The 22,230-nt window shown below is 67.5% G+C and carries 16 protein-coding genes and 3 rRNA genes; 4 read left to right on the top strand and 15 right to left on the bottom strand.

Features of this window, described 5'->3' with window-relative positions; genetic code table 11:
- Positions 1-29: 29 nt before the first annotated feature.
- From GR130_RS01620 to GR130_RS01605, 4 genes are all read right to left on the bottom strand, one after another.
- Positions 30-1,679, bottom strand: coding sequence for a uroporphyrinogen-III synthase (locus GR130_RS01620; RefSeq protein ID WP_159503056.1), 1,650 nt, complete (start codon positions 1,677-1,679; stop codon positions 30-32).
- Complete coding sequence (hemC, locus tag GR130_RS01615; protein WP_159503055.1) at positions 1,676-2,692, bottom strand: hydroxymethylbilane synthase; 1,017 nt, start codon at positions 2,690-2,692, stop codon at positions 1,676-1,678. The genes GR130_RS01620 and hemC overlap by 4 nt, the downstream gene beginning before the upstream one ends.
- The gene (locus GR130_RS01610) at positions 2,689-4,086 is read right to left on the bottom strand and encodes a glutamyl-tRNA reductase (RefSeq protein WP_159503054.1); all 1,398 of its coding nucleotides are present in this window, start codon (positions 4,084-4,086) and stop codon (positions 2,689-2,691) included. Before GR130_RS01610 ends, hemC begins: the two co-directional genes overlap by 4 nt.
- A gap of 64 nt (positions 4,087-4,150) precedes the next feature.
- Positions 4,151-4,921: a redox-sensing transcriptional repressor Rex gene (locus GR130_RS01605; RefSeq protein ID WP_159503053.1), complete on the bottom strand. Its 771-nt coding sequence runs from the start codon at positions 4,919-4,921 to the stop codon at positions 4,151-4,153.
- A 332-nt stretch (positions 4,922-5,253) separates the two neighbouring features.
- Between GR130_RS01605 and GR130_RS01600 the strand changes: the two genes are divergently transcribed.
- The 4 genes from GR130_RS01600 (at position 5,254) to GR130_RS01585 (ending at position 9,256) form a co-directional block, all read left to right on the top strand.
- Positions 5,254-5,541, top strand: a complete 288-nt coding sequence (locus tag GR130_RS01600) for a glutaredoxin family protein (RefSeq protein WP_159503052.1) — start codon at positions 5,254-5,256, stop codon at positions 5,539-5,541.
- 259 nt (positions 5,542-5,800) lie between these two features.
- A complete protein-coding gene (locus tag GR130_RS01595) occupies positions 5,801-6,670 on the top strand; it encodes an HAD family hydrolase (protein WP_443043747.1) in 870 nt (289 codons plus the stop codon).
- A 330-nt stretch (positions 6,671-7,000) separates the two neighbouring features.
- Positions 7,001-7,789 (top strand): ECF subfamily RNA polymerase sigma factor, BldN family, encoded by a 789-nt coding sequence (locus GR130_RS01590; protein ID WP_159503050.1) that lies wholly within the window; start codon positions 7,001-7,003, stop codon positions 7,787-7,789.
- A 267-nt stretch (positions 7,790-8,056) separates the two neighbouring features.
- Complete coding sequence (locus GR130_RS01585; RefSeq protein WP_159503049.1) at positions 8,057-9,256, top strand: DUF5667 domain-containing protein; 1,200 nt, start codon at positions 8,057-8,059, stop codon at positions 9,254-9,256.
- Between the two features lie 58 nt (positions 9,257-9,314).
- On the opposite strand, the gene GR130_RS01580 is transcribed toward GR130_RS01585, so the two are convergent.
- The 11 genes from GR130_RS01580 to GR130_RS01530 all read right to left on the bottom strand — a co-directional run bounded on the left by GR130_RS01580 (position 9,315) and on the right by GR130_RS01530 (position 21,529).
- Positions 9,315-10,301 carry a lysophospholipid acyltransferase family protein gene (locus GR130_RS01580; protein ID WP_159503048.1) on the bottom strand — a complete coding sequence of 329 codons (987 nt, stop codon included), beginning with the start codon at positions 10,299-10,301 and terminating at the stop codon, positions 9,315-9,317.
- 14 nt (positions 10,302-10,315) lie between these two features.
- Complete coding sequence (locus GR130_RS01575) at positions 10,316-11,365, bottom strand: NAD-dependent epimerase/dehydratase family protein (RefSeq protein WP_159503047.1); 1,050 nt, start codon at positions 11,363-11,365, stop codon at positions 10,316-10,318.
- A gap of 201 nt (positions 11,366-11,566) precedes the next feature.
- Positions 11,567-11,665: a 30S ribosomal protein bS22 gene (locus GR130_RS01570; RefSeq protein ID WP_003948845.1), complete on the bottom strand. Its 99-nt coding sequence runs from the start codon at positions 11,663-11,665 to the stop codon at positions 11,567-11,569.
- Between the two features lie 119 nt (positions 11,666-11,784).
- Positions 11,785-11,994, bottom strand: a complete 210-nt coding sequence (locus GR130_RS01565) for a helix-turn-helix domain-containing protein (protein ID WP_033271009.1) — start codon at positions 11,992-11,994, stop codon at positions 11,785-11,787.
- Positions 11,995-12,122: 128 nt separating this feature from the next.
- On the bottom strand, positions 12,123-12,938 hold the full coding sequence (locus GR130_RS01560) for a phosphatase (protein WP_159503046.1): 816 nt from the start codon (positions 12,936-12,938) through the stop codon (positions 12,123-12,125).
- Positions 12,939-13,080: 142 nt separating this feature from the next.
- Positions 13,081-14,256, bottom strand: a complete 1,176-nt coding sequence (locus tag GR130_RS01555; RefSeq protein ID WP_159503045.1) for an acetoin utilization protein AcuC — start codon at positions 14,254-14,256, stop codon at positions 13,081-13,083.
- Complete coding sequence (locus GR130_RS01550) at positions 14,207-15,460, bottom strand: MFS transporter (RefSeq protein ID WP_159503044.1); 1,254 nt, start codon at positions 15,458-15,460, stop codon at positions 14,207-14,209. The genes GR130_RS01555 and GR130_RS01550 overlap by 50 nt, the downstream gene beginning before the upstream one ends.
- Positions 15,461-15,606: 146 nt before the next feature.
- Complete coding sequence (locus GR130_RS01545; RefSeq protein ID WP_159503043.1) at positions 15,607-16,257, bottom strand: HAD family hydrolase; 651 nt, start codon at positions 16,255-16,257, stop codon at positions 15,607-15,609.
- 125 nt (positions 16,258-16,382) lie between these two features.
- A 5S ribosomal RNA gene (gene rrf / locus GR130_RS01540) occupies positions 16,383-16,499 on the bottom strand.
- Between the two features lie 77 nt (positions 16,500-16,576).
- Positions 16,577-19,700: ribosomal RNA gene (locus tag GR130_RS01535) — 23S ribosomal RNA — on the bottom strand.
- Positions 19,701-20,000: 300 nt separating this feature from the next.
- Positions 20,001-21,529, bottom strand: a 16S ribosomal RNA gene (locus GR130_RS01530).
- The 16S, 23S and 5S rRNA genes sit together here, the layout of an rRNA operon.
- Positions 21,530-22,230 lie beyond the last annotated feature (701 nt).

Below are 22,230 nucleotides of genomic sequence, written 5' to 3'. Positions count from 1 at the left end.
GCGCCCTTCAGAGCCGTACGTACCGCCGGTCAGCTACGGGCCCGCCGGCGCGAGCCGGGCCGCCGCTCGCTGGGGCGGGTGACCGGGTCCCCGGCCTCGATCGCCGCGTCGCGCCGGGCCGCGCCGAAGTCCGCGAGGGCTTCGGCCAGCTTGTGCACCGACGGCTCGGGCGACATCACGTCGACGCGCAGCCCGTGCTCCTCGGCGGTCTTGGCGGTGGCCGGGCCGATACAGGCGATCACGGTCACGTTGTGCGGCTTGCCGGCGATGCCGACGAGGTTCCGCACGGTCGACGAGGACGTGAACAGGACCGCGTCGAAGCCGCCGCCCTTGATCGCCTCGCGGGTCTCGGCCGGCGGCGGCGAGGCGCGCACGGTCCGGTAGGCGGTGACGTCGTCGACCTCCCAGCCCAGCTCGATCAGGCCGGCCACCAGCGTCTCGGTGGCGATGTCGGCGCGCGGCAGGAACACCCGGTCGATCGGGTCGAAGACCGGGTCGTAGGGCGGCCAGTCCTCCAGCAGCCCGGCCGCGGACTGCTCGCCGCCGGGCACCAGGTCCGGCTTCACGCCGAAGGCGACCAGTGCCTTGGCGGTCTGCTCGCCGACCGCGGCGACCTTGATCCCGGCGAACGCGCGGGCGTCGAGCCCGTACTCCTCGAACTTCTCCCGGACGGCCTTGACGGCGTTGACCGAGGTGAAGGCGATCCATTCGTAGCGGCCGGTGACCAGGCCCTTGACCGCGCGCTCCATCTGCTGCGGGGTGCGCGGCGGTTCGACGGCGATGGTCGGGACCTCGTGCGGCACCGCGCCGTACGCGACGAGCTGGTCGGAGAGCGACGCGGCCTGCTCCTTGGTCCGCGGTACGAGCACCCGCCAGCCGAACAGCGGCTTGTTCTCGAACCACGAGAGCTGGTCCCGCTGCGCTGCCGCGCTGCGCTCACCGACCACGGCTATGACCGGCTGCCCGCCGTCCGGCGACGGCAGCACCTTGGCGGCCTTCAGCACCTGGGCGACGGACCCGAGGGTCGCCGTCCAGGTGCGCTGCCGGGTGGTGGTGCCGGCGACGGTGACGGTCAGCGGGGTGTCCGGCTTGCGGCCGGCGGCCACCAGCTCGCCGGCGGCGGCGGCCACCGAGTCGAGGGTGGTGGAGACCACCGCGGTGGCGTCGCTGGTGCCCAGCTCGGCCCAGCAGCGGTCGTCGGCGCTGCGGGCGTCGACGAAGCGCACGTCGGTGCCCTGGGCGTCGCGCAGCGGCACACCGGCGTACGCGGGCACGCCGACCGCGGCCGCCACGCCGGGCACCACCTCGAAGACGATCCCCTCGGCGGCGCACGCCAGCATCTCCTCGGCGACATAGCCGTCGAGCCCGGGATCCCCGGTCACCGCTCGCACGACCCGCTTGCCCGCGCGGGCGGCCGCCATGACAAGATTGGCGGTGTCCCTAAGGGTGGGGATGTCGGCGGGGATTGACGCCTCGTCAGCTGACGCCTGCAGTGGTGTGTCCACCTGTGCGCGTGCGTGCACGCGCACGACGTCCAGGATCTGCGGGTCGGCGATGAGTACGTCCGCGGAGGCCAGCGCCTCCACAGCACGCAACGTCAGCAGTCCCGGGTCTCCCGGCCCGGCACCCAGGAAGGTGACCTGACCGGAGGCGGAGTGGTTTGGGACGGTGGGGTTCAAAGTGCTCGCTCCCCCATAAGACCGGCCGCACCCTTTGCGAGCATCTCGGCGGCGAGTTCCCGGCCCATGGTGAGCGGGACCGATTCGTCGTCAAGAGAGGCAGGTACGTGCCCGGTGGTGGACAGCTGCACCGCCGCGCTGCCGTCGGTCGTGCCGACGACACCGCGCAGGTGCATTTCGGTGACAGCCTGCTCGTCAGCCTTGGGGCCTCCCCTGCTCGAGCACAGCCGAGAGCTTGGGGAAAGGTCGGCCAGTGCCGCCACGGGAGCGGAACAGCCGGCCTCCAGGGCGGCGAGCAGGGAACGCTCGGCGGTCACGGCGGCCCGGGTGACCGGGTCGTCGAGCTCGGCGAGCATGGCGATGAGGTCCGCACGGTCGGCGGCGCACTCGATCGCCAGTGCCCCCTGGCCGGGGGCGGGCAAAACCATGTCGGGCGACAGCAGCTGCGTCGCCGCGTCGATCCGGCCGATCCGGGTGAGTCCGGCGGCGGCCAGGACGACCGCGTCCAGCTCCCCCTTCTCGACGAAGCCGATCCGGGTGTCGATGTTCCCGCGTATCGGGACGGTCTCGATGCGCTTGCCCAGCGCCCTGGCCCAGGCGTTGAGCTGCGACATCCTCCTGGGGGACCCGGTCCCCACTCGCGCGCCGTCCGGGAGTTCTTCGAACCGGAGCCCGTCCCTGGCGATCAGCGCGTCGCGGGGGTCCTCGCGCACGGGTATGGCCGCCAGGACCAGGTCCTGGGGCTGTGCGGTCGGCAGGTCCTTGAGCGAGTGGACCGCGAAGTCGATCTCGCCGGCGAGCAGCGCGTCGCGCAGCGCGGAGACGAAGACGCCGGAGCCGCCGATCTGCGCGAGGTGCTCACGGGAGGTGTCACCGTAGGTGGTGATCTCCACGAGCTCGACGGGGCGGCCCGTCAGCTCGCGCACCGTCTCGGCGACCTGACCGGACTGGGCCATGGCGAGCTTGCTCCGCCGCGTCCCCAGTCTCAGGGCCTTCATCGTGCTGTCAGTCATGCCCGCTCCCGTGCTGCATCGTGCCGGTCGGCCCGCGTGTCGGCCCTGCTGACGGCGGCGACCGTCTGCGGGTCGAGGTCGAAGAGTTCCCGCAGCGCGTCCGCGTATCCGGCGCCGCCGGGCTCGCTGGCGAGCTGCTTGACCCGCACGGTGGGCGCGTGCAGGAGCTTGTCGACGACCCGGCGGACGGTCTGGGTGATCTCCGCGCGCTGCTTGTCGTCCAGGTCGGGAAGGCGGCCGTCGAGCCGGGCGATCTCGCTGCTGACGACGTCCGCCGCCATGGTGCGCAGGGCGACCACGGTGGGGGTGATGTGCGCGGCGCGCTGCGCGGCGCCGAAGGCGGCGACCTCGTCGGAGACGATGCCGCGCACCTTGTCCACGTCGGCCGCCATGGGCCCCGCCGACGGCGTCGGCTGGTCCGACCCGGTGGCGGACGCGTCGGCCAGCGTCTCGATGTCGACGAGGTGCGCGCCCTCGATCCGGTGCACCGCGGCGTCGATGTCGCGCGGCATGGCCAGGTCGAGCAGGTACACCTCGCTGTCGCGTCCGCGGACCGCGGTCGCGACCTGGGCACCGGTCAGCAGCAGCCCGGCCGCCCCGGTGCAGGAGACCACGATGTCGGCGACCGCGAGCTCATGGTCGACACAGGACATCGCCGCCGCGCGGGCGACCAGCCCGGTGCCGGCGCCCGGTCCGCCCGGCTCGGTGAGGATCTGCACGAGCCGCTCGGCGCGCGCCACCGTGCGGTTGGCCACGACCAGCTCGCCGACGCCGTTCCGTACGAGGGTGGTGGCGGCCAGCGAGGACATCGAGCCGGCGCCGATCACCAGCGCCCGCCGGCCGTGCGCCCACCGCGCGACATCGGCGCCGCCGGCGAGCTGCTCCAGGCCGAAGGTGACCAGCGACTGGCCGGCCTTGTCGATCCCGGTCTCGCTGTGCGCGCGCTTGCCGACCCGCAGGGCCTGCTGGAAGAGGTCGTTGAGCAGCCGCCCGGCGGTGTGCTGCTCCTGGGCGACGGCCAGCGCGTCCTTGATCTGGCCGAGGATCTGGCCCTCACCGACCACCATCGAGTCCAGGCCGCAGGCCACCGAGAAGAGGTGGTGGACGGCGCGGTCCTCGTAGTGGACGTAGAGATAAGGAGTCAGCTCCTCCAGGCCGACGCCGCTGTGGCGGGCCAGGAGGGTGGACAGCTCGGCGACACCGGCGTGGAACTTGTCCACGTCGGCATAGAGCTCGATGCGGTTGCAGGTGGAGAGCACCGCGGACTCGGTGGCCGGCTCGGCCGACACCGCGTCCTGGAGCAGCTTGCCGCGCGCCTCAGGGGCGAGCGCCGCCCTCTCCAGCACGCTCACCGGCGCGCTGCGATGGCTCAGCCCGACGACGAGAAGACTCATGCTCGCACCTCACTCCGCGAGGCACGGCGGGCGCACGGGGTGCGCCGTCCGGTGGTGCGCTCGTTCATGCCGGCATCACGGCGGGGACGTCCCCGTCAGGTCCCTTGCGGTCGGCCGCGACGGCGCCGGTGTCGGCCACCGGGGCCGGCGCCGCGCTCTCGTGGCCGGTCTCCTCGCCCGCCTTGCGCTGCTCGTGGAAGGCGAGGATCTGCAGCTCTATCGACAGGTCGACCTTGCGGACGTCCACCCCGTCCGGGACGGTCAGCACGGTCGGCGCGAAGTTGAGGATCGAGGTGACCCCGGCGGCGACCAGCCGGTCGCAGACCTGCTGGGCCGCGCCCGCCGGCGTCGCGATGACGCCGATCGACACGCCGTTGTCCTCGATGATGTGCTCCAGCTCATCGGTGTGCTGGACCGCGATACCCGCGACCGGCTTGCCGGCCATGGCCGGGTCGGCGTCGATCAGCGCGGCGACCCGGAAGCCGCGGGAGGCGAACCCGCCGTAGTTGGCGAGCGCGGCGCCGAGATTACCGATACCGACGATGACGACCGGCCAGTCCTGGGTCAGGCCGAGCTCCCGCGAGATCTGGTAGACGAGGTACTCCACGTCGTACCCGACGCCCCGGGTCCCGTAGGAGCCGAGGTAGGAGAAGTCCTTGCGCAGCTTCGCGGAGTTGACCCCCGCCGCGGCCGCGAGCTCCTCGGACGAGACCGTGGGGACCGAGCGCTCGGAGAGCGCGGTCAGTGCGCGCAGATACAGCGGTAGCCGGGCGACGGTGGCCTCGGGGATGCCTCGGCTTCGGGTCGCCGGTCGGTGAGTTCGGCCAGTTGCCACGGTGCTCCTGCGGGTAGAGCGGGGCTGCAGGCGGCCGCGAGAAACCCGACCGCCCCGTCTTCTGCAGGCTATGTCTTTGTGAACGCGTGCACAAAGATAGTGTCCGCTTTGTCCGGCCAAAGTGATAGGGGTCACGCGGCTTTTACAAGCATTCGCGGAACCAACTCCCACGTCACACCGTTCACTCGCGCCACCGGCAATCCGCGGCAGCACCGACGGGAGCACGCGCCCTCACTCCTCACCGCCATACCCCCGGAAACCTACAAATCGCCCATCGATGGTAATCGACCGGCCGCCCCGGCGGCGCCGCTGCGAACCGGCACAATGGCCCCATGGCTCCCCTGTTCGGCTCAATCGGCCGCGCCCCCCGCAAGAACCCCGCCGACCGGATGGTCACCCTCATCGGAAAGCCGGGCTGCCATCTGTGCGACGACGCGCAGGCGGTGATCGAGAAGGTCTGCGCGGAGACCGGCGCGTCCTGGGAGAAGAAGGACATCACCGAGGACGCCGAGCTGCACCACAAGTACTGGGAACAGATTCCGGTCGTCCTCGTCGACGGCGCCCAGCACGACTTCTGGCGGGTGGACCCCCGGCGGCTGCGCACCGCACTGGGCGCCTGAGCGCCCCACACCCCCGCAAAGCCCCGTACGGACCTCGTACGGCCCGCGGAAAACGGCCCCACGGGTTGGCCGTAACGCATCCGTCGGCAGGCCAGGGGTCGCCTGACACGCGCCCGTAACCGGCTGCACCGAACAAACTGGCTACGCTAGCCGCATGGCCCGCCCGTCGCCCGCCCACCGCCCCGCCAAAAGTCCCGCCGGAGCGCACTTCTCAGCGGGATGGTTCACCCGCCGCAGACGACCCGCCACCGCACGCAGCGTGCTGGCCGGCGAGGCCGCGGCCGAGGCCGCCCGGAAGTCCTCCCAGGAGGCGCCACCGGAGGAGGCCGCCCCGGCCGAGCCCGAGTTCCCGGTCGCCGGGGACGAGGCGGCCGCCGCCTTCTTCGACCTCGACAACACCGTGATGCAGGGCGCCGCGCTCTACCACTTCGGCCGCGGCCTGTACAAACGGCACTTCTTCCACAAGCGCGACCTGGCCCGCTTCGCCTGGCAGCAGATCTACTTCCGGCTGGCCGGCGAGAACTCCGAGCACATGGCGGACGTCCGCAACAGCGCCCTGTCCATCGTCCAGGGCCACCGAGTCGCCGAGCTGATGTCCATCGGCGAGGAGATCTACGACGAGTACATGGCCGAGCGCGTCTGGCCCGGCACCCGCGCGCTCGCCCAGGCCCACCTCGACGCCGGCCAGAAGGTCTGGCTGGTCACCGCCGCCCCCGTCGAGACCGCGACGATCATCGCCCGCCGGCTGGGCCTGACCGGCGCCCTCGGCACCGTCGCCGAGTCGGTGGGCGGGGTCTACACGGGCAAGCTGGTGGGCGAGCCGCTGCACGGCCCGGCCAAGGCCGAGGCGGTCCGCGCGCTGGCCGCCGCCGAGGGCCTGGAGCTGTCCCACTGCGCCGCCTACAGCGACTCCGCCAACGACATCCCGATGCTGTCGCTGGTCGGCCACCCCTACGCGATCAACCCCGACACCCGGTTGCGCAAGCACGCCCGGGAGCAGGGGTGGCGGCTGCGCGACTACCGAACGGGGCGCAAGGCCGTCAGGATCGGCATCCCGGCGGCCGCCGGTGTGGGTGCCCTCGCGGGCGGCGCGGCGGCCGCGGTCGCCCTCCAGCGCCGCCGCCGCTGACCAGCACTGATCACCGGGCGACGCGGCGGGCCAACCGCACTCCCTACCCCCGCCGCCGCCCCGCCAGTCCCTTTCCTGCCGGTTAGCCACAACACGCCTTCCAACCAGGCAGATTGCGCTCCCTTCCGATCAGTAGTTGCTCAATATTCGATACTTGATCCGCCACCAACCGGACACGGAACGTAAGTAATCGATGATTTGAGCAACTGGGTGTAGCGCTGCCTGTACGAAGCGTTATTCTCCTCAGACGCAATCCGGAACCCACACGTCCCTACGACGAGTGAACGGTCCCGCACTGCACGTGATGGAAGCTCTGCCTCTGGGAGTCCCGTGTACCCACACGTCGGGGTTGACGCCTCGGGCCTGGCTACGCTGCGTACGACGCTCGTCGACCACCTGCGCAGTTTTGTCCCCACCGCGTACGCCGTCCCCGCATTCGCCTCAGCCATCCCCGCCGGCCCCTGCTACGCCCTGGCCGACGGGAGCGCTGCGGTCGGCAAGGCCGCTGCCGCCGGCAGAACCCGCCGCGCCGGCACCGGCACGGCCACCGCGCGGCGCCCCGCCGACAGCGACAGCCGCCGCATGATGGACCTCGTCGAACGCGCCCAGGCCGGCGAGGCCGACGCCTTCGGCCGCCTCTACGACCAGTACGCCGACACGGTCTACCGCTACATCTACTACCGGGTCGGAGGCCGCGCCACGGCCGAGGACCTCACCAGCGAGACCTTCCTGCGCGCCCTGCGCCGCATCGGCACGTTCACCTGGCAGGGCCGCGACTTCGGCGCCTGGCTGGTGACCATCGCCCGCAACCTCGTCGCCGACCACTTCAAGTCCTCCCGCTTCCGCCTGGAAGTCACCACCGGAGAGATGCTCGACGCCAACGAGGTCGAGCGCAGCCCCGAGGACTCGGTCCTCGAATCCCTCTCCAACGCCGCCCTGTTGGAGGCGGTACGCAAGCTCAACCCCCAGCAGCAGGAATGCGTCACCCTTCGCTTCCTGCAGGGCCTCTCGGTCGCCGAGACCGCCCGCGTCATGGGCAAGAACGAGGGCGCGATCAAGACCCTCCAGTACCGGGCCGTCCGCACCCTGGCGCGGCTCCTCCCCGAAGACGCCCGCTGACCCCCAGCACCCCTCCGCCACCCCCAACACCCCCTCAACCGCTCACCGTTGGTGACCGGTCATGCCCGGTCGGTCAGATCATCGTGAGTGCGTAACCCGAGTGCCGAGCCGCTCGTTGTCCGGAATGCAGGCTCCAAGCGGTCACGCCATGTCCGCCGCCCCTCACTCGATCGAGTGGCTCGGACAAGGCGTGCAACCATCCGGCCCGTCTGGATAGTCCAAGCCAGTCCGGGGAGCCGAGCGGGATGACGAGAGGAGGTGCCGCCCGTGATCGCGAATGTCTCCGTGCACCGGCGGGCCAACGCCTTCGCCCAGGCCCTGGAGGAGCAGGAGCTCAAGGGCGCGGCGACCGAGGACCAGGTCGACAATCCGGCGCAGGCGCCGGGAGAAGCACGGCTGTTGGCGGTCGCCGACGGCCTCGGGGAGCTCCCGAGGCCGGAAATGGCCGCCGAGGTCAAGACTGTCCAGCGCGCCCAGCTCATCGCAGCGATGGAGGCCGCCTTCGCCGAAGGCGCCTCGTCCGGCGACGCCCGGGTGCCCGAGCAACGCGAACGGGGGGGCACGCACCGCGCCGGCAAAGCGATCGGCCGGCTGCGCCCGCGCTCCCGTCTGTCCAAGGGGCTGGCAGCGGGCGGACTGACGGTCGGCGTGGCCGCCGGGGCGTTCAGCGGCGTCGCCGCGGCCAGCACCGACGCCCTTCCCGGTGACTCGCTCTACGGCCTCAAGCGCGGCATGGAGGACCTTCGGCTCACCCTGGCCGACGACGACTCCGACCGCGGGCAGCTCTATCTCGACCAGGCTTCCACCCGCATGCTGGAGGCCCGTCGCCTGATGGAGCGCGGCCGGGCGACCAGCCTCGACCACGAAGCGCTCGGCGAGGTCCGCAAGGCCCTCTCCGGCGTCCGGCACGACGCGGGCGAAGGTCACCGCCTGCTGCACGCCGCCTACGAGCGCAACGGCTCGCTCGGCCCCATCCAGGCGCTGAACTCCTTCACCCGGTCGCACCGCCACACCTGGACGCAGCTGCGCGACAAGCTCCCGGTGCAGCTCATGGACGTGCGCGACCAGGTCAGTTCGGTCTTCGCCGCCATAGACGACGAGGTCGGCCCGCTGCTGCCGTCGGGCCCGGACAGCCGCAGCCACCACCGCGGCACATCCGCCGGCGGGGGCACCGCGGCCGGCGGGGACAGCCGCCCGTCGCCGCAGAACGGCGATACGGGCACCGAGGCCCAGGGCAGCGGCTCCCAGCGGCCCCGCCCGTCGGCGTCGCCCTCCCAGGAGCACGAGGGCCTGCTCGGCGGCAATACGGGCGGTCTGCTCAACCCGCCCGGCAAGGGAGGCAGTCCGTCCCCGCACGACGGCAGCCATGGCAAGGACGCCATCGGCCGGCCCGATGTCACCCTCCCACCGCTGCTGCCAGGGCTGCTTCCCGGTCTGGGCATCGACGGCGAGGAGTCGCCCAGGTAGCACCCCGTACGGCCCGTACGGCAGCTGCCGCGCGCTCGGTGTTCTTCCGGTCCTTCCCTCAGAAGAACACCGAGCGCCGCTGCACCAGCAGCTTGTAGAGGGTGTGCTGGATCGTCTCCCGGACCTGGTCGGTCAGGTTGAACATCAGCATCGGATCGTCCGCGGCCTCCGGCGGAAAGCCGTCCGTCGCGATGGGCTCGCCGAACTGGATCGTCCACTTCGTCGGCAGCGGCACCGCCCCCAGCGGCCCCAGCCACGGGAACGTCGGCGTGACGGGGAAATACGGCAGCCCCAGCACCCGCGCCAGCGTCTTGGCGTTCCCGATCATCGGATAGATCTCCTCCGCGCCCACGATGGAGCACGGCACGATCGGCACCCCGGCCTTCAGCGCCGTCGAGACGAAGCCGCCCCGCCCGAAGCGCTGGAGCTTGTAGCGGTCCGCGAAGGGCTTGCCGATGCCCTTGAAGCCCTCCGGCATCACCCCGACGATCTCGCCGCGCTCCAGCAGCCGCTGGGCGTCCTCGGCGCAGGCGAGGGTGTGCCCGGCCTTGCGCGCGAGCTCGTTTATCACCGGCAGCACGAACACCAAGTCGGCCGCCAGCAGCCGCAGATGGCGCGTCGCCGGGTGGTTGTCGTGCACCGCGACCTGGAGCATCAGGCCGTCCAGCGGCAGCGTCCCGGAGTGGTTGGCGACGACCAGCGCGCCGCCCTCGGACGGGATGTTCTCCAGGCCCTTCACCTCGACCCGGAAGTACTTCTCGTAGAACGGCCGCAGCAACGACATCAGGACCTGGTCGGTCAGCTCCTTGTCGTAGCCGAAGTCGTCGACCTCGTAGTCGCCGGTGATCCGCCGGCGCAGGAAGTTCAGCCCACCCGCGATCCGTTCGTCCAGGGTGCGGCCGGTGCTCGGCGGCGGGGATGCCGCCGGCTCCGGATCGGTGCGCGCTTCCGGTACGGTCGCCAGCGCCGTGCCGCGCCCGGCCCGCCTGGCCTTCCGGCGCGCCCGGGGTTCCTCGCCGAAGGGAATGACCTTGGCGTCCGCCATCGTGGGTGAACTCCTCACTGGGTCGGGCCGCCGCGTGCGGTCAGCACGCCGGCGAGCCGGTCGACGGTGCGGGCGAGGGACTCGGGCGGCAGCAGCCCGGGTCCGCGGCTGCGGGCGAATTCCGCGAAGGTCTCCGCCGTCGTGTACTGCGGGTGGAACCCCAGTGTCTCGCGCATCTGCGTGGTCTCGACGACCCGTCCGTGCGTGAGCATCCGGATCTGTTCCGGGGAGAAGTCCGTGATGCCGATGGACCGCAGCGCCGTACCGGCCCAGGTCACCGTCGGCAGGAACAGCGGCAGCGTGGGCCGCCCCAGTCGCCGGGAGGTCTGCGAGAGCAGCAGGACGCCGTCGCCGGCGATGTTGAAGGTGCCGCTGTTGAGCGTGCCCCGGCGCGGCTCGGCGGCGGCGATCCGCAGCACCTCGATCGCGTCGTCCTCGTGGACGAACTGGAGCCGGGGGTCGTAGCCGAGGACGGTCGGCAGCACGGGGAGCGAGAAGTACTCGGCGAGCGGGGAGTCCGCGCACGGGCCGAGGATGTTGGCGAAGCGCAGCACGCACACCGCCACGTCGGGCCGGCGCCGGGCGAAGCCGCGTACGTACCCCTCGACTTCGACGGTGTCCTTGGCGAAGCCGCCGCTGGACAGCGACTTGGGCGGGGTGTTCTCGGTGAAGACGGCCGGGTCGCGGGGTGCGGAGCCGTAGACGCTGGTGCTGGACTTGATGACCACGCGCTGGACGTTCGGGGACTTCTGGCAGGCGCCGAGCAGCTGCATGGTCCCGATGACGTTGGTCTCCTTGACGGAGGCCCGGCTGCCGCGGCTGCCCAGGGGCGTGCCGTTGATGTCCATGTGGACGACGGTGTCGACGCCGGTCTCCGCCAGGACCCTGGCGATCGCCGGATGCCGGATATCGGCCTTGAGGAATTCGGCACCGCCCAGATGGTGCTCCGGTGGCACGGCGTCGACCCCGATCACCCGGTCGACGTCGGGATCACGCTGGATCCTGCGGACGAACCGGCCCCCCAGCTGCCGTGCGGCTCCCGTGACGAGCACGACGTTGCCCAAGATCAGCCCTCCTTCCCACAGCGGCTGCCAGCCGAGCCGAGCTGTCCGGCTCACGCTAGCCGGTCGGTGTTGCGCGGTGATGACCGCACGATGCCCGTAACGACATTTGCGTACGACCACCGTCCATACGGCCCACACAAGCGCCGCGGCCCCTTATCGCCCAGGGGCGATAAGGGGCCGCGAAATCGCGATCAGCGTCGCTTACTTCTTGTTACGACGCTGAACACGGGTGCGCTTGAGCAGCTTGCGGTGCTTCTTCTTGGCCATCCGCTTGCGCCGCTTCTTGATAACAGAGCCCACGACTACCCTCGCTCACTTCGAATCACTCGGTGCGGGGCGTCCGAGCCCACACTACCTACATCGGGCCAGCCTACCCGGCGCCGGGCGTACGGCGTAATCCGAGGGTCCCCAAAGGCCCGTCAGGCCGATTCCACCCCCACAAACGACTCACGGAGATAGTCGTGGACCGCCTGCTCCGGCACCCGGAAGGACCGCCCCACGCGGATCGCGGGCAGATGACCGCTGTGCACCAAGCGGTACACGGTCATCTTCGACACTCGCATCACCGTGGCGACTTCCGCCACTGTCAAAAACACAACCTCGTTCAGAGGCTTCTGGTCCGCAGCCATCACACACCTGCACCTTCCGCATAAGACGGTCACCGGCTTCCCCTCCGGTGACTCTTCGTCGCCATGCGTTCACTCCCCAGATTAGGGGCGGGTGATGCGAGTGGGGAAGAGGAGCAGCGAACGACCGCCTACCGGGACAGACGTGCCCGATCCAGTACATACCGCGTCAGGGGGCGATAGTGAACAGCCTCTACCCCGTCATCGAGCGGCACCACCGCCGACACCCGCCCCTCCGCCTGCCCGACGAACAGCGCCGGGTCGTCGGTGTCCGCCAGGCCGATGGCCTCGATACCCAGCTGACCTGCCCCACAGACCCAGCCATGGTCCCCGATGACCAGGGCGGGAAGCTGTTCCGCGGCCGCCGCCGCGGCATCGAGAGCGGTCCGTACGGGGAGCGGGGAATGGGTGTGCACGCCCCCTGTACCGGCCGCGCCCCGCACGCCGGTTTCGCGCATCACCGCGACTCCCCGTACGTAATCGAGGACCCCGGTGCGTACGCCGAACCGGGTCGCTATGTCGACACGGTGGCCATACGCGGGGGTGAGGACAGGGCAGCCCGCCGACGAGAGAGCGTCTGCAAGCACGGCGTAGAACTCCAGCAGCCGGTGCGGATGCCCGGTGCCGAGCAGCACCGGCACCCGGCGGCGGGCCGCCACGCCGACCCGGTCCGCGAAACGGTCCAGCCCCGCGATCGTGCGATCCGGATCGATCACATCAGGGCCTGAAGTGTGTGCGGGATCGACCGAAATCCCGCACTCCTGTCCCATCAGCCGCAGAACTTCACCGAACGCCCAGTCCCCTTCCGGATCGAGCCCCAGCAATACCCGGGGATCGCGCGCCGAGAAGAGCAGATAGCGCCGCAGACTCTTCTCCCGCACGGTCGCGATCGTCCCCGCGAGCCGCGCCTCGATCAGGTGCGCCCGCAGCGCACCGGTGCCCAACACGGGCCCCATGCTGACCCGTTGACCGGGGAGCCAATGCCCTAACCGACGGGTAGTCACACATCTGGGGGCACCGGCGCCGGACGGCACCGGGGGCCGCGCCGCAAGGGCCCGCCGCCCGTGCGGCGCCCGTTCCGGAGCAGCCCTACGGCAGCAGCCCGTGCGCCGGGAACACCGCCCGGCGGGTGGCCAGCACCGCCTGGTCCAGCCGGTCGGCCGGGTCGTAACCGCCCTCGGCGAAGTCCCGCCAGGTGGGCGTCCTTCCGTCCGTCATCCGCTGCGGCGCCAACTGCCGCGTCCTGCGGAACACTTCGTGCCGCCAGGCCGGCGGCACCATCGAGGTCGGTTCGATCGGCCGGCCCGCCGCGATCGCCGTCAGATGCGTCCAGCTGCGCGGCACCACGTCCACGACCTCGTAGCCGCCGCCACCGAGCGCGACCCAGCGGCCGTCCGCATGCTCGTGGGCCAGCGCGTGGCAGGACTCGGCCACCGCGCGCTGCGCGTCCAGGCTCACCGCGAGATGCGCGAGCGGGTCCTCGAAGTGGGTGTCCGCACCGTGCTGGGTGACCAGGGCCTGCGGCCGGAACGCCGCCAGCAACTCGGGCACCACCGCGTGGAAGGCCCGCAGCCAGCCCGCGTCGCCCGTCCCGGCCGGCAGCGCCACGTTCACCGCGCTGCCCTCCGCGCCCTGCCCGCCGGTCTCCTCCGGCCAGCCGGTCTGCGGGAACAGCGTCCGCGGATGCTCGTGCAGCGAGATCGTCAGCACCCGCGGGTCCTCCCAGAACGCCGCCTGGACGCCGTCGCCGTGGTGCACGTCCACATCCACGTACGCCACCCGTTCGGCGCCCAGCTCCAGCAGCCGGGCGACCGCCAGCGCCGCGTCGTTGTAGATGCAGAAGCCGGACGCGCCGCCGGGCATCGCGTGGTGCAGCCCGCCGGCGAAGTTCACCGCGTGCAGCACGTCACCGCGCCAGACCGCCTCCGCGGCCCCCACCGACTGACCGGCGATCAGCGCCGACGCCTCGTGCATCCCCGCGAACGCCGGGTCGTCCGGCGTCCCCAGCCCGTACGCGCCATCCGCCGAATCGGGGTCGGCGGAGGCCCGACGGACCGCCTCGATGTAGTCCTCGCGGTGCACCAGCCGCAGCGTGGAATCCCCGGCCGGCTTGGCCGCGACCACCTCCAGCGGCCCGCGGTCGAGCTCGTACGCCTCCACCAGGCGCATGGTCAGGGCGAGCCGGACGGGGTCCATCGGGTGCCCCGGCCCGAAGTCATAGCCCGTTACCGCCTCGTCCCACATCAGCTGTGCGCGACCGCTCATGGTCGTCACCGTATCGGGCCGGAGCTGACCCGAACGAGCGGGCATGGACCAACGTGACCAGGACCAGCGCCATCGGCACCAGCATCGCCCCGCGATAGCTCCATGCGTCGCCGAGCGCGCCCACCAGCGGGGAGCCGATCAGAAAGCCCACATAGTTGAAGATGTTCAGCCGCGCGACGGTCGTGTCCGAAGCCCCCGGGCCGTGCTGCTCGAAGGCGTGCCGCCCCGCCGCGGCGAACGTCTGCGGCACGATCACACACAGCCCGAGCCCCAGCAGCGTGAAGCCCGCCATCCCCACCCACGCCCCGGGCGCCGCCGCCACCACCGCGAAGCCGACCGCCGCCACCACCGCCCCGGTCCGCACCACCGCGACCGGCCCGAAGCGCCGTACCCCCAGGTCCCCGACGGCCCGCCCCAGCAGCGTCGTCACCATGTAGACGTTGTACGGCACGGTCGCCAGCTGCTCCGAGCTGCCCAGGACGTCCTGCAGATACTTCGCGCTCCAGTTGGAGACCGTCGAGTCCCCGATGTACGCGAACGTCATCACCAGGCACAACGGCAGCAGCAGCCGCATGGCGACCGGAGTCCCGGCCTCCGCCCCCTCCGCACCCGCGGTCGCCGCCCGCCCGCAGCCGTCCACGAACCACCGGCCTACGACCAGCGCCAGCGGTACCAGGAGAGCCACCACCGGCCCGTACAGCAGCGCCAGCGACAGCTTCCAGTGCGCGCCCGCCCACGCCAACGAGGCGCCCACGATCCCGCCCAGGCTGTACGCGGCGTGGAAGCCGAGCATGATGCTCCGACCGTACGCCCGCTGGAGGCTCACCCCGAGCATGTTCATCGACGCGTCCAGGGCGCCCACCGACAGCCCGAACACACCGAGCGCAACGGCCACTTGCGCCACCGAACCGACCGAGCCGACGGCCAGCAGCGCCACACACACCACCGGCTGCACACACCGCAGCACCACACTCGGCCGCACCCGCTTGACCAGGTGCTCGGTACCGACGCTGCCGGCCCCGGCGAGCACCGGAACCGCCGCCAGGAAGACCGGCAGCAGCCCGTCCGGGATCCCGTACCGCACCTGGATCGCCGGTATTCGGGTCACCAGCAGGGCGAACACCACACCCTGGACGCAGAAGCTGAGGGCAAGCGAGACCCGACCGTGCCGCAGCCGCGCTCCTCGTTCCTGTGGGTCCGTCATGGCCGGTCAGCCTAGAACTCCCGTCTACCACTGGGTAGATGGATCACCCGACCAATTCCCACTGACATACGAAGGGTCGGCAACCGTTCATCCGGACGACATCCCCTCATCCGTCCAGCCGGCATCCCCTCATGCGGACGACATCCCTACAGCAGCAACCGGGGCAGTTCCGCCATATCGGTGAACAGCACGGTGGCACCGGCCCCCGCCAGCTCCTCCGCCGGCGTCATCGCGGTGAACCCGTACACGTCCATCCCCGCGGCCACCGCCGCCCGCACTCCCAGCGGGCTGTCCTCGACCACCGCACACCGGCCCGGCGCGACGCCCATCTCCCGGGCCGCGTGCAGAAACAGATCGGGCGCCGGCTTCCCCCGCCCCACATCCTGCGACGAGAAGATCCGGCCCTCTCCGAACCGATCGAACAGCCCGGTCTTCGTCAGCGCCACCCGAATCCGCTCATGGCTCCCGGACGACCCGACGCAGTACGGCACGTCGTCCGCGGAGAGCTTTTCCAGCACCGTCCCCACGCCCGGCACGGCTGTCAGCCGCCGACGGAACTCCTCGAACACACGCGTATGGAAGCCGATCTCGAAGTCCTCCGGCAGCGGCCGGCCGCTCCTCTCCCGCACCACATCGCGCACCCGCTGCACGGATCCCCCCATGAAGTCGCGCAATGACTCCTCGTACGTGGTCGGGTGGCCCAACTCCGTCAGACAGGCGGCAAGGATCTGATTGGAGATCGGCTCGCTGTCCACAAGGACACCGTCATTATCGAAAATGATCAGGCCATAGCGCATACCTTCGAGCGTACCTACCTGCACCCGCCGTACTGAAAGGTGCACGGGCACAACACGGCACACAGGCACAACGCAAAAAAGCCTCGTCGGGAACCGAAGTTCCCGACGAGGCTTTTTCAAAAATTGTTCGGCGGCGTCCTACTCTCCCACAGGGTCCCCCCTGCAGTACCATCGGCGCTGAAAGGCTTAGCTTCCGGGTTCGAAATGTAACCGGGCGTTTCCCTAACGCAATAACCACCGAAACACTATGAAGAAAACAAACTCCAGCCGACAAGGCGAGTTCGTTACTTCAGAACCTACACAGTGGACGCGAGCAACTGAGGACAAGCCCTCGGCCTATTAGTACCAGTCAACTCCACACCTTACGATGCTTCCATATCTGGCCTATCAACCCAGTCGTCTACTGGGAGCCTTACCCCATCAAGTGGGAGGGAGCCCTCATCTCGAAGCAGGCTTCCCGCTTAGATGCTTTCAGCGGTTATCCTTTCCGAACGTAGCCAACCAGCCATGCCCTTGGCAGGACAACTGGCACACCAGAGGTTCGTCCGTCCCGGTCCTCTCGTACTAGGGACAGCCCTTCTCAAGACTCCTACGCGCACAGCGGATAGGGACCGAACTGTCTCACGACGTTCTAAACCCAGCTCGCGTACCGCTTTAATGGGCGAACAGCCCAACCCTTGGGACCGACTCCAGCCCCAGGATGCGACGAGCCGACATCGAGGTGCCAAACCATCCCGTCGATATGGACTCTTGGGGAAGATCAGCCTGTTATCCCCGGGGTACCTTTTATCCGTTGAGCGACGGCGCTTCCACAAGCCACCGCCGGATCACTAGTCCCTACTTTCGTACCTGCTCGACCCGTCAGTCTCACAGTCAAGCTCCCTTGTGCACTTACACTCAACACCTGATTGCCAACCAGGCTGAGGGAACCTTTGGGCGCCTCCGTTACCCTTTAGGAGGCAACCGCCCCAGTTAAACTACCCACCAGACACTGTCCCTGATCCGGATCACGGACCCAGGTTAGACATCCAGCACGACCAGAGTGGTATTTCAACAACGACTCCACACCAACTGGCGTTGGCGCTTCAAAGTCTCCCACCTATCCTACACAAGCCGAACCGAACACCAATATCAAGCTATAGTAAAGGTCCCGGGGTCTTTCCGTCCTGCTGCGCGAAACGAGCATCTTTACTCGTAATGCAATTTCACCGGGCCTATGGTTGAGACAGTCGAGAAGTCGTTACGCCATTCGTGCAGGTCGGAACTTACCCGACAAGGAATTTCGCTACCTTAGGATGGTTATAGTTACCACCGCCGTTTACTGGCGCTTAAGTTCTCAGCTTCGCCAACCCGAAGATTGACTAACCGGTCCCCTTAACGTTCCAGCACCGGGCAGGCGTCAGTCCGTATACATCGCCTTACGGCTTCGCACGGACCTGTGTTTTTAGTAAACAGTCGCTTCTCGCTGGTCTCTGCGGCCACCCCCAGCTCAGGAAGCAAGTTCCCTCACCGGAAATGGCCCCCCTTCTCCCGAAGTTACGGGGGCATTTTGCCGAGTTCCTTAACCATAGTTCACCCGAACGCCTCGGTATTCTCTACCTGACCACCTGAGTCGGTTTAGGGTACGGGCCGCCATGAAGCTCGCTAGAGGCTTTTCTCGACAGCATAGGATCATCCACTTCACCACAATCGGCTCGGCATCAGGTCTCACCCTTATATGAGAGACGGATTTGCCTATCTCTCGGGCTACACCCTTACCCCGGGACAACCACCGCCCGGGCTGGACTACCTTCCTGCGTCACCCCATCGCTTACCTACTACAAGTCTGGTCCGTCGGCTCCACCACTCCCCTCAACTCCGAAGAGATCAGGGCGGCTTCACGGACTTAGCATCGCCTGATTCAGTATTGGGCGCTCCAAAGCGGGTACCGGAATATCAACCGGTTGTCCATCGACTACGCCTGTCGGCCTCGCCTTAGGTCCCGACTTACCCTGGGCAGATCAGCTTGACCCAGGAACCCTTAGTCAATCGGCGCAAGAGTTTCCCACTCTTGTATCGCTACTCATGCCTGCATTCTCACTCGTGAACCGTCCACAACTCGCTTCCGCGGCTGCTTCACCCGGCACACGACGCTCCCCTACCCATCACGATCCCCGTTAGGAGTAATATCGCAATGACATGACTTCGGCGGTGTGCTTGAGCCCCGCTACATTGTCGGCGCGGAATCACTTGACCAGTGAGCTATTACGCACTCTTTCAAGGATGGCTGCTTCTAAGCCAACCTCCTGGTTGTCTCTGCGACTCCACATCCTTTCCCACTTAGCACACGCTTAGGGGCCTTAGTCGATGCTCTGGGCTGTTTCCCTCTCGACCATGGAGCTTATCCCCCACAGTCTCACTGCCGCGCTCTCACTTACCGGCATTCGGAGTTTGGCTAAGGTCAGTAACCCGGTAGGGCCCATCGCCTATCCAGTGCTCTACCTCCGGCAAGAAACACACGACGCTGCACCTAAATGCATTTCGGGGAGAACCAGCTATCACGGAGTTTGATTGGCCTTTCACCCCTAACCACAGGTCATCCCCCAGGTTTTCAACCCTGGTGGGTTCGGTCCTCCACGAAGTCTTACCTCCGCTTCAACCTGCCCATGGCTAGATCACTCCGCTTCGGGTCTTGAGCATGCTACTCAACCGCCCTATTCGGACTCGCTTTCGCTACGGCTTCCCCACACGGGTTAACCTCGCAACATACCGCAAACTCGCAGGCTCATTCTTCAAAAGGCACGCAGTCACGACGCAAAGACAAAATCTCTGCGCGACGCTCCCACGGCTTGTAGGCACACGGTTTCAGGTACTATTTCACTCCGCTCCCGCGGTACTTTTCACCATTCCCTCACGGTACTATCCGCTATCGGTCACCAGGGAATATTTAGGCTTAACGGGTGGTCCCGCCAGATTCACACGGGATTTCTCGGGCCCCGTGCTACTTGGGTGATTCTCAAGCAAGCCGTCAATGTTTCAGCTACGGGGGTCTTACCCTCTACGCCGGGCCTTTCGCATGCCCTTCGCCTACATCAACGGTTTCTGACTCGCCGACCGGCCGGCAGACCGATCAAGAGAACTCCCACAACCCCAACCACGCAACCCCTGCCGGGTATCACACGTGACTGGTTTGGCCTCATCCAGTTTCGCTCGCCACTACTCCCGGAATCACGGTTGTTTTCTCTTCCTGCGGGTACTGAGATGTTTCACTTCCCCGCGTTCCCTCCACACTGCCTATGTGTTCAGCAGCGGGTGACAGCCCATGACGACTGCCGGGTTTCCCCATTCGGACACCCCCGGATCAAAGCTCGGTTGACAGCTCCCCGGGGCCTATCGCGGCCTCCCACGTCCTTCATCGGTTCCTGGTGCCAAGGCATCCACCGTGCGCCCTTAAAAACTTGGCCACAGATGCTCGCGTCCACTGTGCAGTTCTCAAGCAACGACCAGCCACCCACCACCCCAACCCGAAGGCTGAGTTCACTGGGGCCGGCATCGCGAAGGGCGAGCAACGCTCGCACCCTCAGACACCCAACAGCGCGCCCGACCCGACCAGTTAAGACCCACGTTCCACGCCGAAGCAGTACTAATGATCCCAACCGACCGTGCCGAATAGTCAACGTTCCACCCATGAGCAACCAGCATCAGACACTCGCTGATGTACTGGCCTCTGACCAAGCCGAAGCCCGGTAAGAAGTGCTCCTTAGAAAGGAGGTGATCCAGCCGCACCTTCCGGTACGGCTACCTTGTTACGACTTCGTCCCAATCGCCAGTCCCACCTTCGACGATTCCCTCCCACAAGGGGTTGGGCCACCGGCTTCGGGTGTTACCGACTTTCGTGACGTGACGGGCGGTGTGTACAAGGCCCGGGAACGTATTCACCGCAGCAATGCTGATCTGCGATTACTAGCAACTCCGACTTCATGGGGTCGAGTTGCAGACCCCAATCCGAACTGAGACCGGCTTTTTGAGATTCGCTCCACCTCGCGGTATCGCAGCTCATTGTACCGGCCATTGTAGCACGTGTGCAGCCCAAGACATAAGGGGCATGATGACTTGACGTCGTCCCCACCTTCCTCCGAGTTGACCCCGGCAGTCTCCTGTGAGTCCCCATCACCCCGAAAGGCATGCTGGCAACACAGAACAAGGGTTGCGCTCGTTGCGGGACTTAACCCAACATCTCACGACACGAGCTGACGACAGCCATGCACCACCTGTACACCGACCACAAGGGGGACCGTGTCTCCACGGTTTTCCGGCGTATGTCAAGCCTTGGTAAGGTTCTTCGCGTTGCGTCGAATTAAGCCACATGCTCCGCTGCTTGTGCGGGCCCCCGTCAATTCCTTTGAGTTTTAGCCTTGCGGCCGTACTCCCCAGGCGGGGAACTTAATGCGTTAGCTGCGGCACGGACGACGTGGAATGTCGCCCACACCTAGTTCCCAACGTTTACGGCGTGGACTACCAGGGTATCTAATCCTGTTCGCTCCCCACGCTTTCGCTCCTCAGCGTCAGTATCGGCCCAGAGATCCGCCTTCGCCACCGGTGTTCCTCCTGATATCTGCGCATTTCACCGCTACACCAGGAATTCCGATCTCCCCTACCGAACTCTAGCCTGCCCGTATCGAATGCAGACCCGGGGTTAAGCCCCGGGCTTTCACATCCGACGCGACAAGCCGCCTACGAGCTCTTTACGCCCAATAATTCCGGACAACGCTTGCGCCCTACGTATTACCGCGGCTGCTGGCACGTAGTTAGCCGGCGCTTCTTCTGCAGGTACCGTCACTCTCGCTTCTTCCCTGCTGAAAGAGGTTTACAACCCGAAGGCCGTCATCCCTCACGCGGCGTCGCTGCATCAGGCTTTCGCCCATTGTGCAATATTCCCCACTGCTGCCTCCCGTAGGAGTCTGGGCCGTGTCTCAGTCCCAGTGTGGCCGGTCGCCCTCTCAGGCCGGCTACCCGTCGTCGCCTTGGTAGGCCATCACCCCACCAACAAGCTGATAGGCCGCGGGCTCATCCTTCACCGCCGGAGCTTTCCACACACAGGAGATGCCTCCGTGTGTCATATCCGGTATTAGACCCCGTTTCCAGGGCTTGTCCCAGAGTGAAGGGCAGATTGCCCACGTGTTACTCACCCGTTCGCCACTAATCCCCGGCCGAAACCGGTTCATCGTTCGACTTGCATGTGTTAAGCACGCCGCCAGCGTTCGTCCTGAGCCAGGATCAAACTCTCCGTGAATGTTTACCGGTAATCCGGTGACACTCGCGTTGAGCGGAACAACCAGGAGGAATAGTCCCAGTCGTTCACAGCGTCCTCGCTGTGTGCGCCTCCCAAAAACTTGGAAGGACTTTCAAAGGAACCTCATCTCCATGATGGAGACGGGGTATCAACATATCTGGCGTTGACTTTTGGCACGCTGTTGAGTTCTCAAGGAACGGACGCTTCCTTTGCGCCTGTTTCACCAGGCTCTCCGGGCGCTTCCCTTCGGTCTTGCGTTTCCGACTCTATCAGACCCTCGCGGCCCCGATTTTCGCCGGTGCGATCCGGCCTTTCGACCTTCTCGCGGTTCCAAACCTTACCAGATCCGTTTCCGGCTCCGGCCCCCTGTTGGAGCGGGGTCGGCCGCTTCGCTTTCGCTTTTCGGCCTTTCCGACTTTAGCAGATCTTCGTTCTTACCGTTTCCGGTTCGAATTCCGTTCTGTTTCCCCGTCGGAGGGGGTTGTTCGCGCCTTTCGGCGTGATCACTACTTTAGCGGAATTCCTCGGTGACGCCTAATCAGGTCGATCGCGCCGAAGGGAATGAATTTCGGCACGCGAAATCCAGCCCCGCGAGGGTCCGTGCAGTAGTGGTGTGCCGCGAAGCGGCGGGATGGCTGCCGCAGAACCGTTCCGGCTCATCGGCAACTCGGAGAACATTACGGATCGGGCTAGGGCGTGTC

The organism is Streptomyces sp. GS7 (genome assembly GCF_009834125.1).
Classification (GTDB): Bacteria; Actinomycetota; Actinomycetes; order Streptomycetales; family Streptomycetaceae; genus Streptomyces.
Note: the sequence above shows the minus strand (reverse complement) of the source record. Positions and strands in the feature narration are given on the sequence as shown.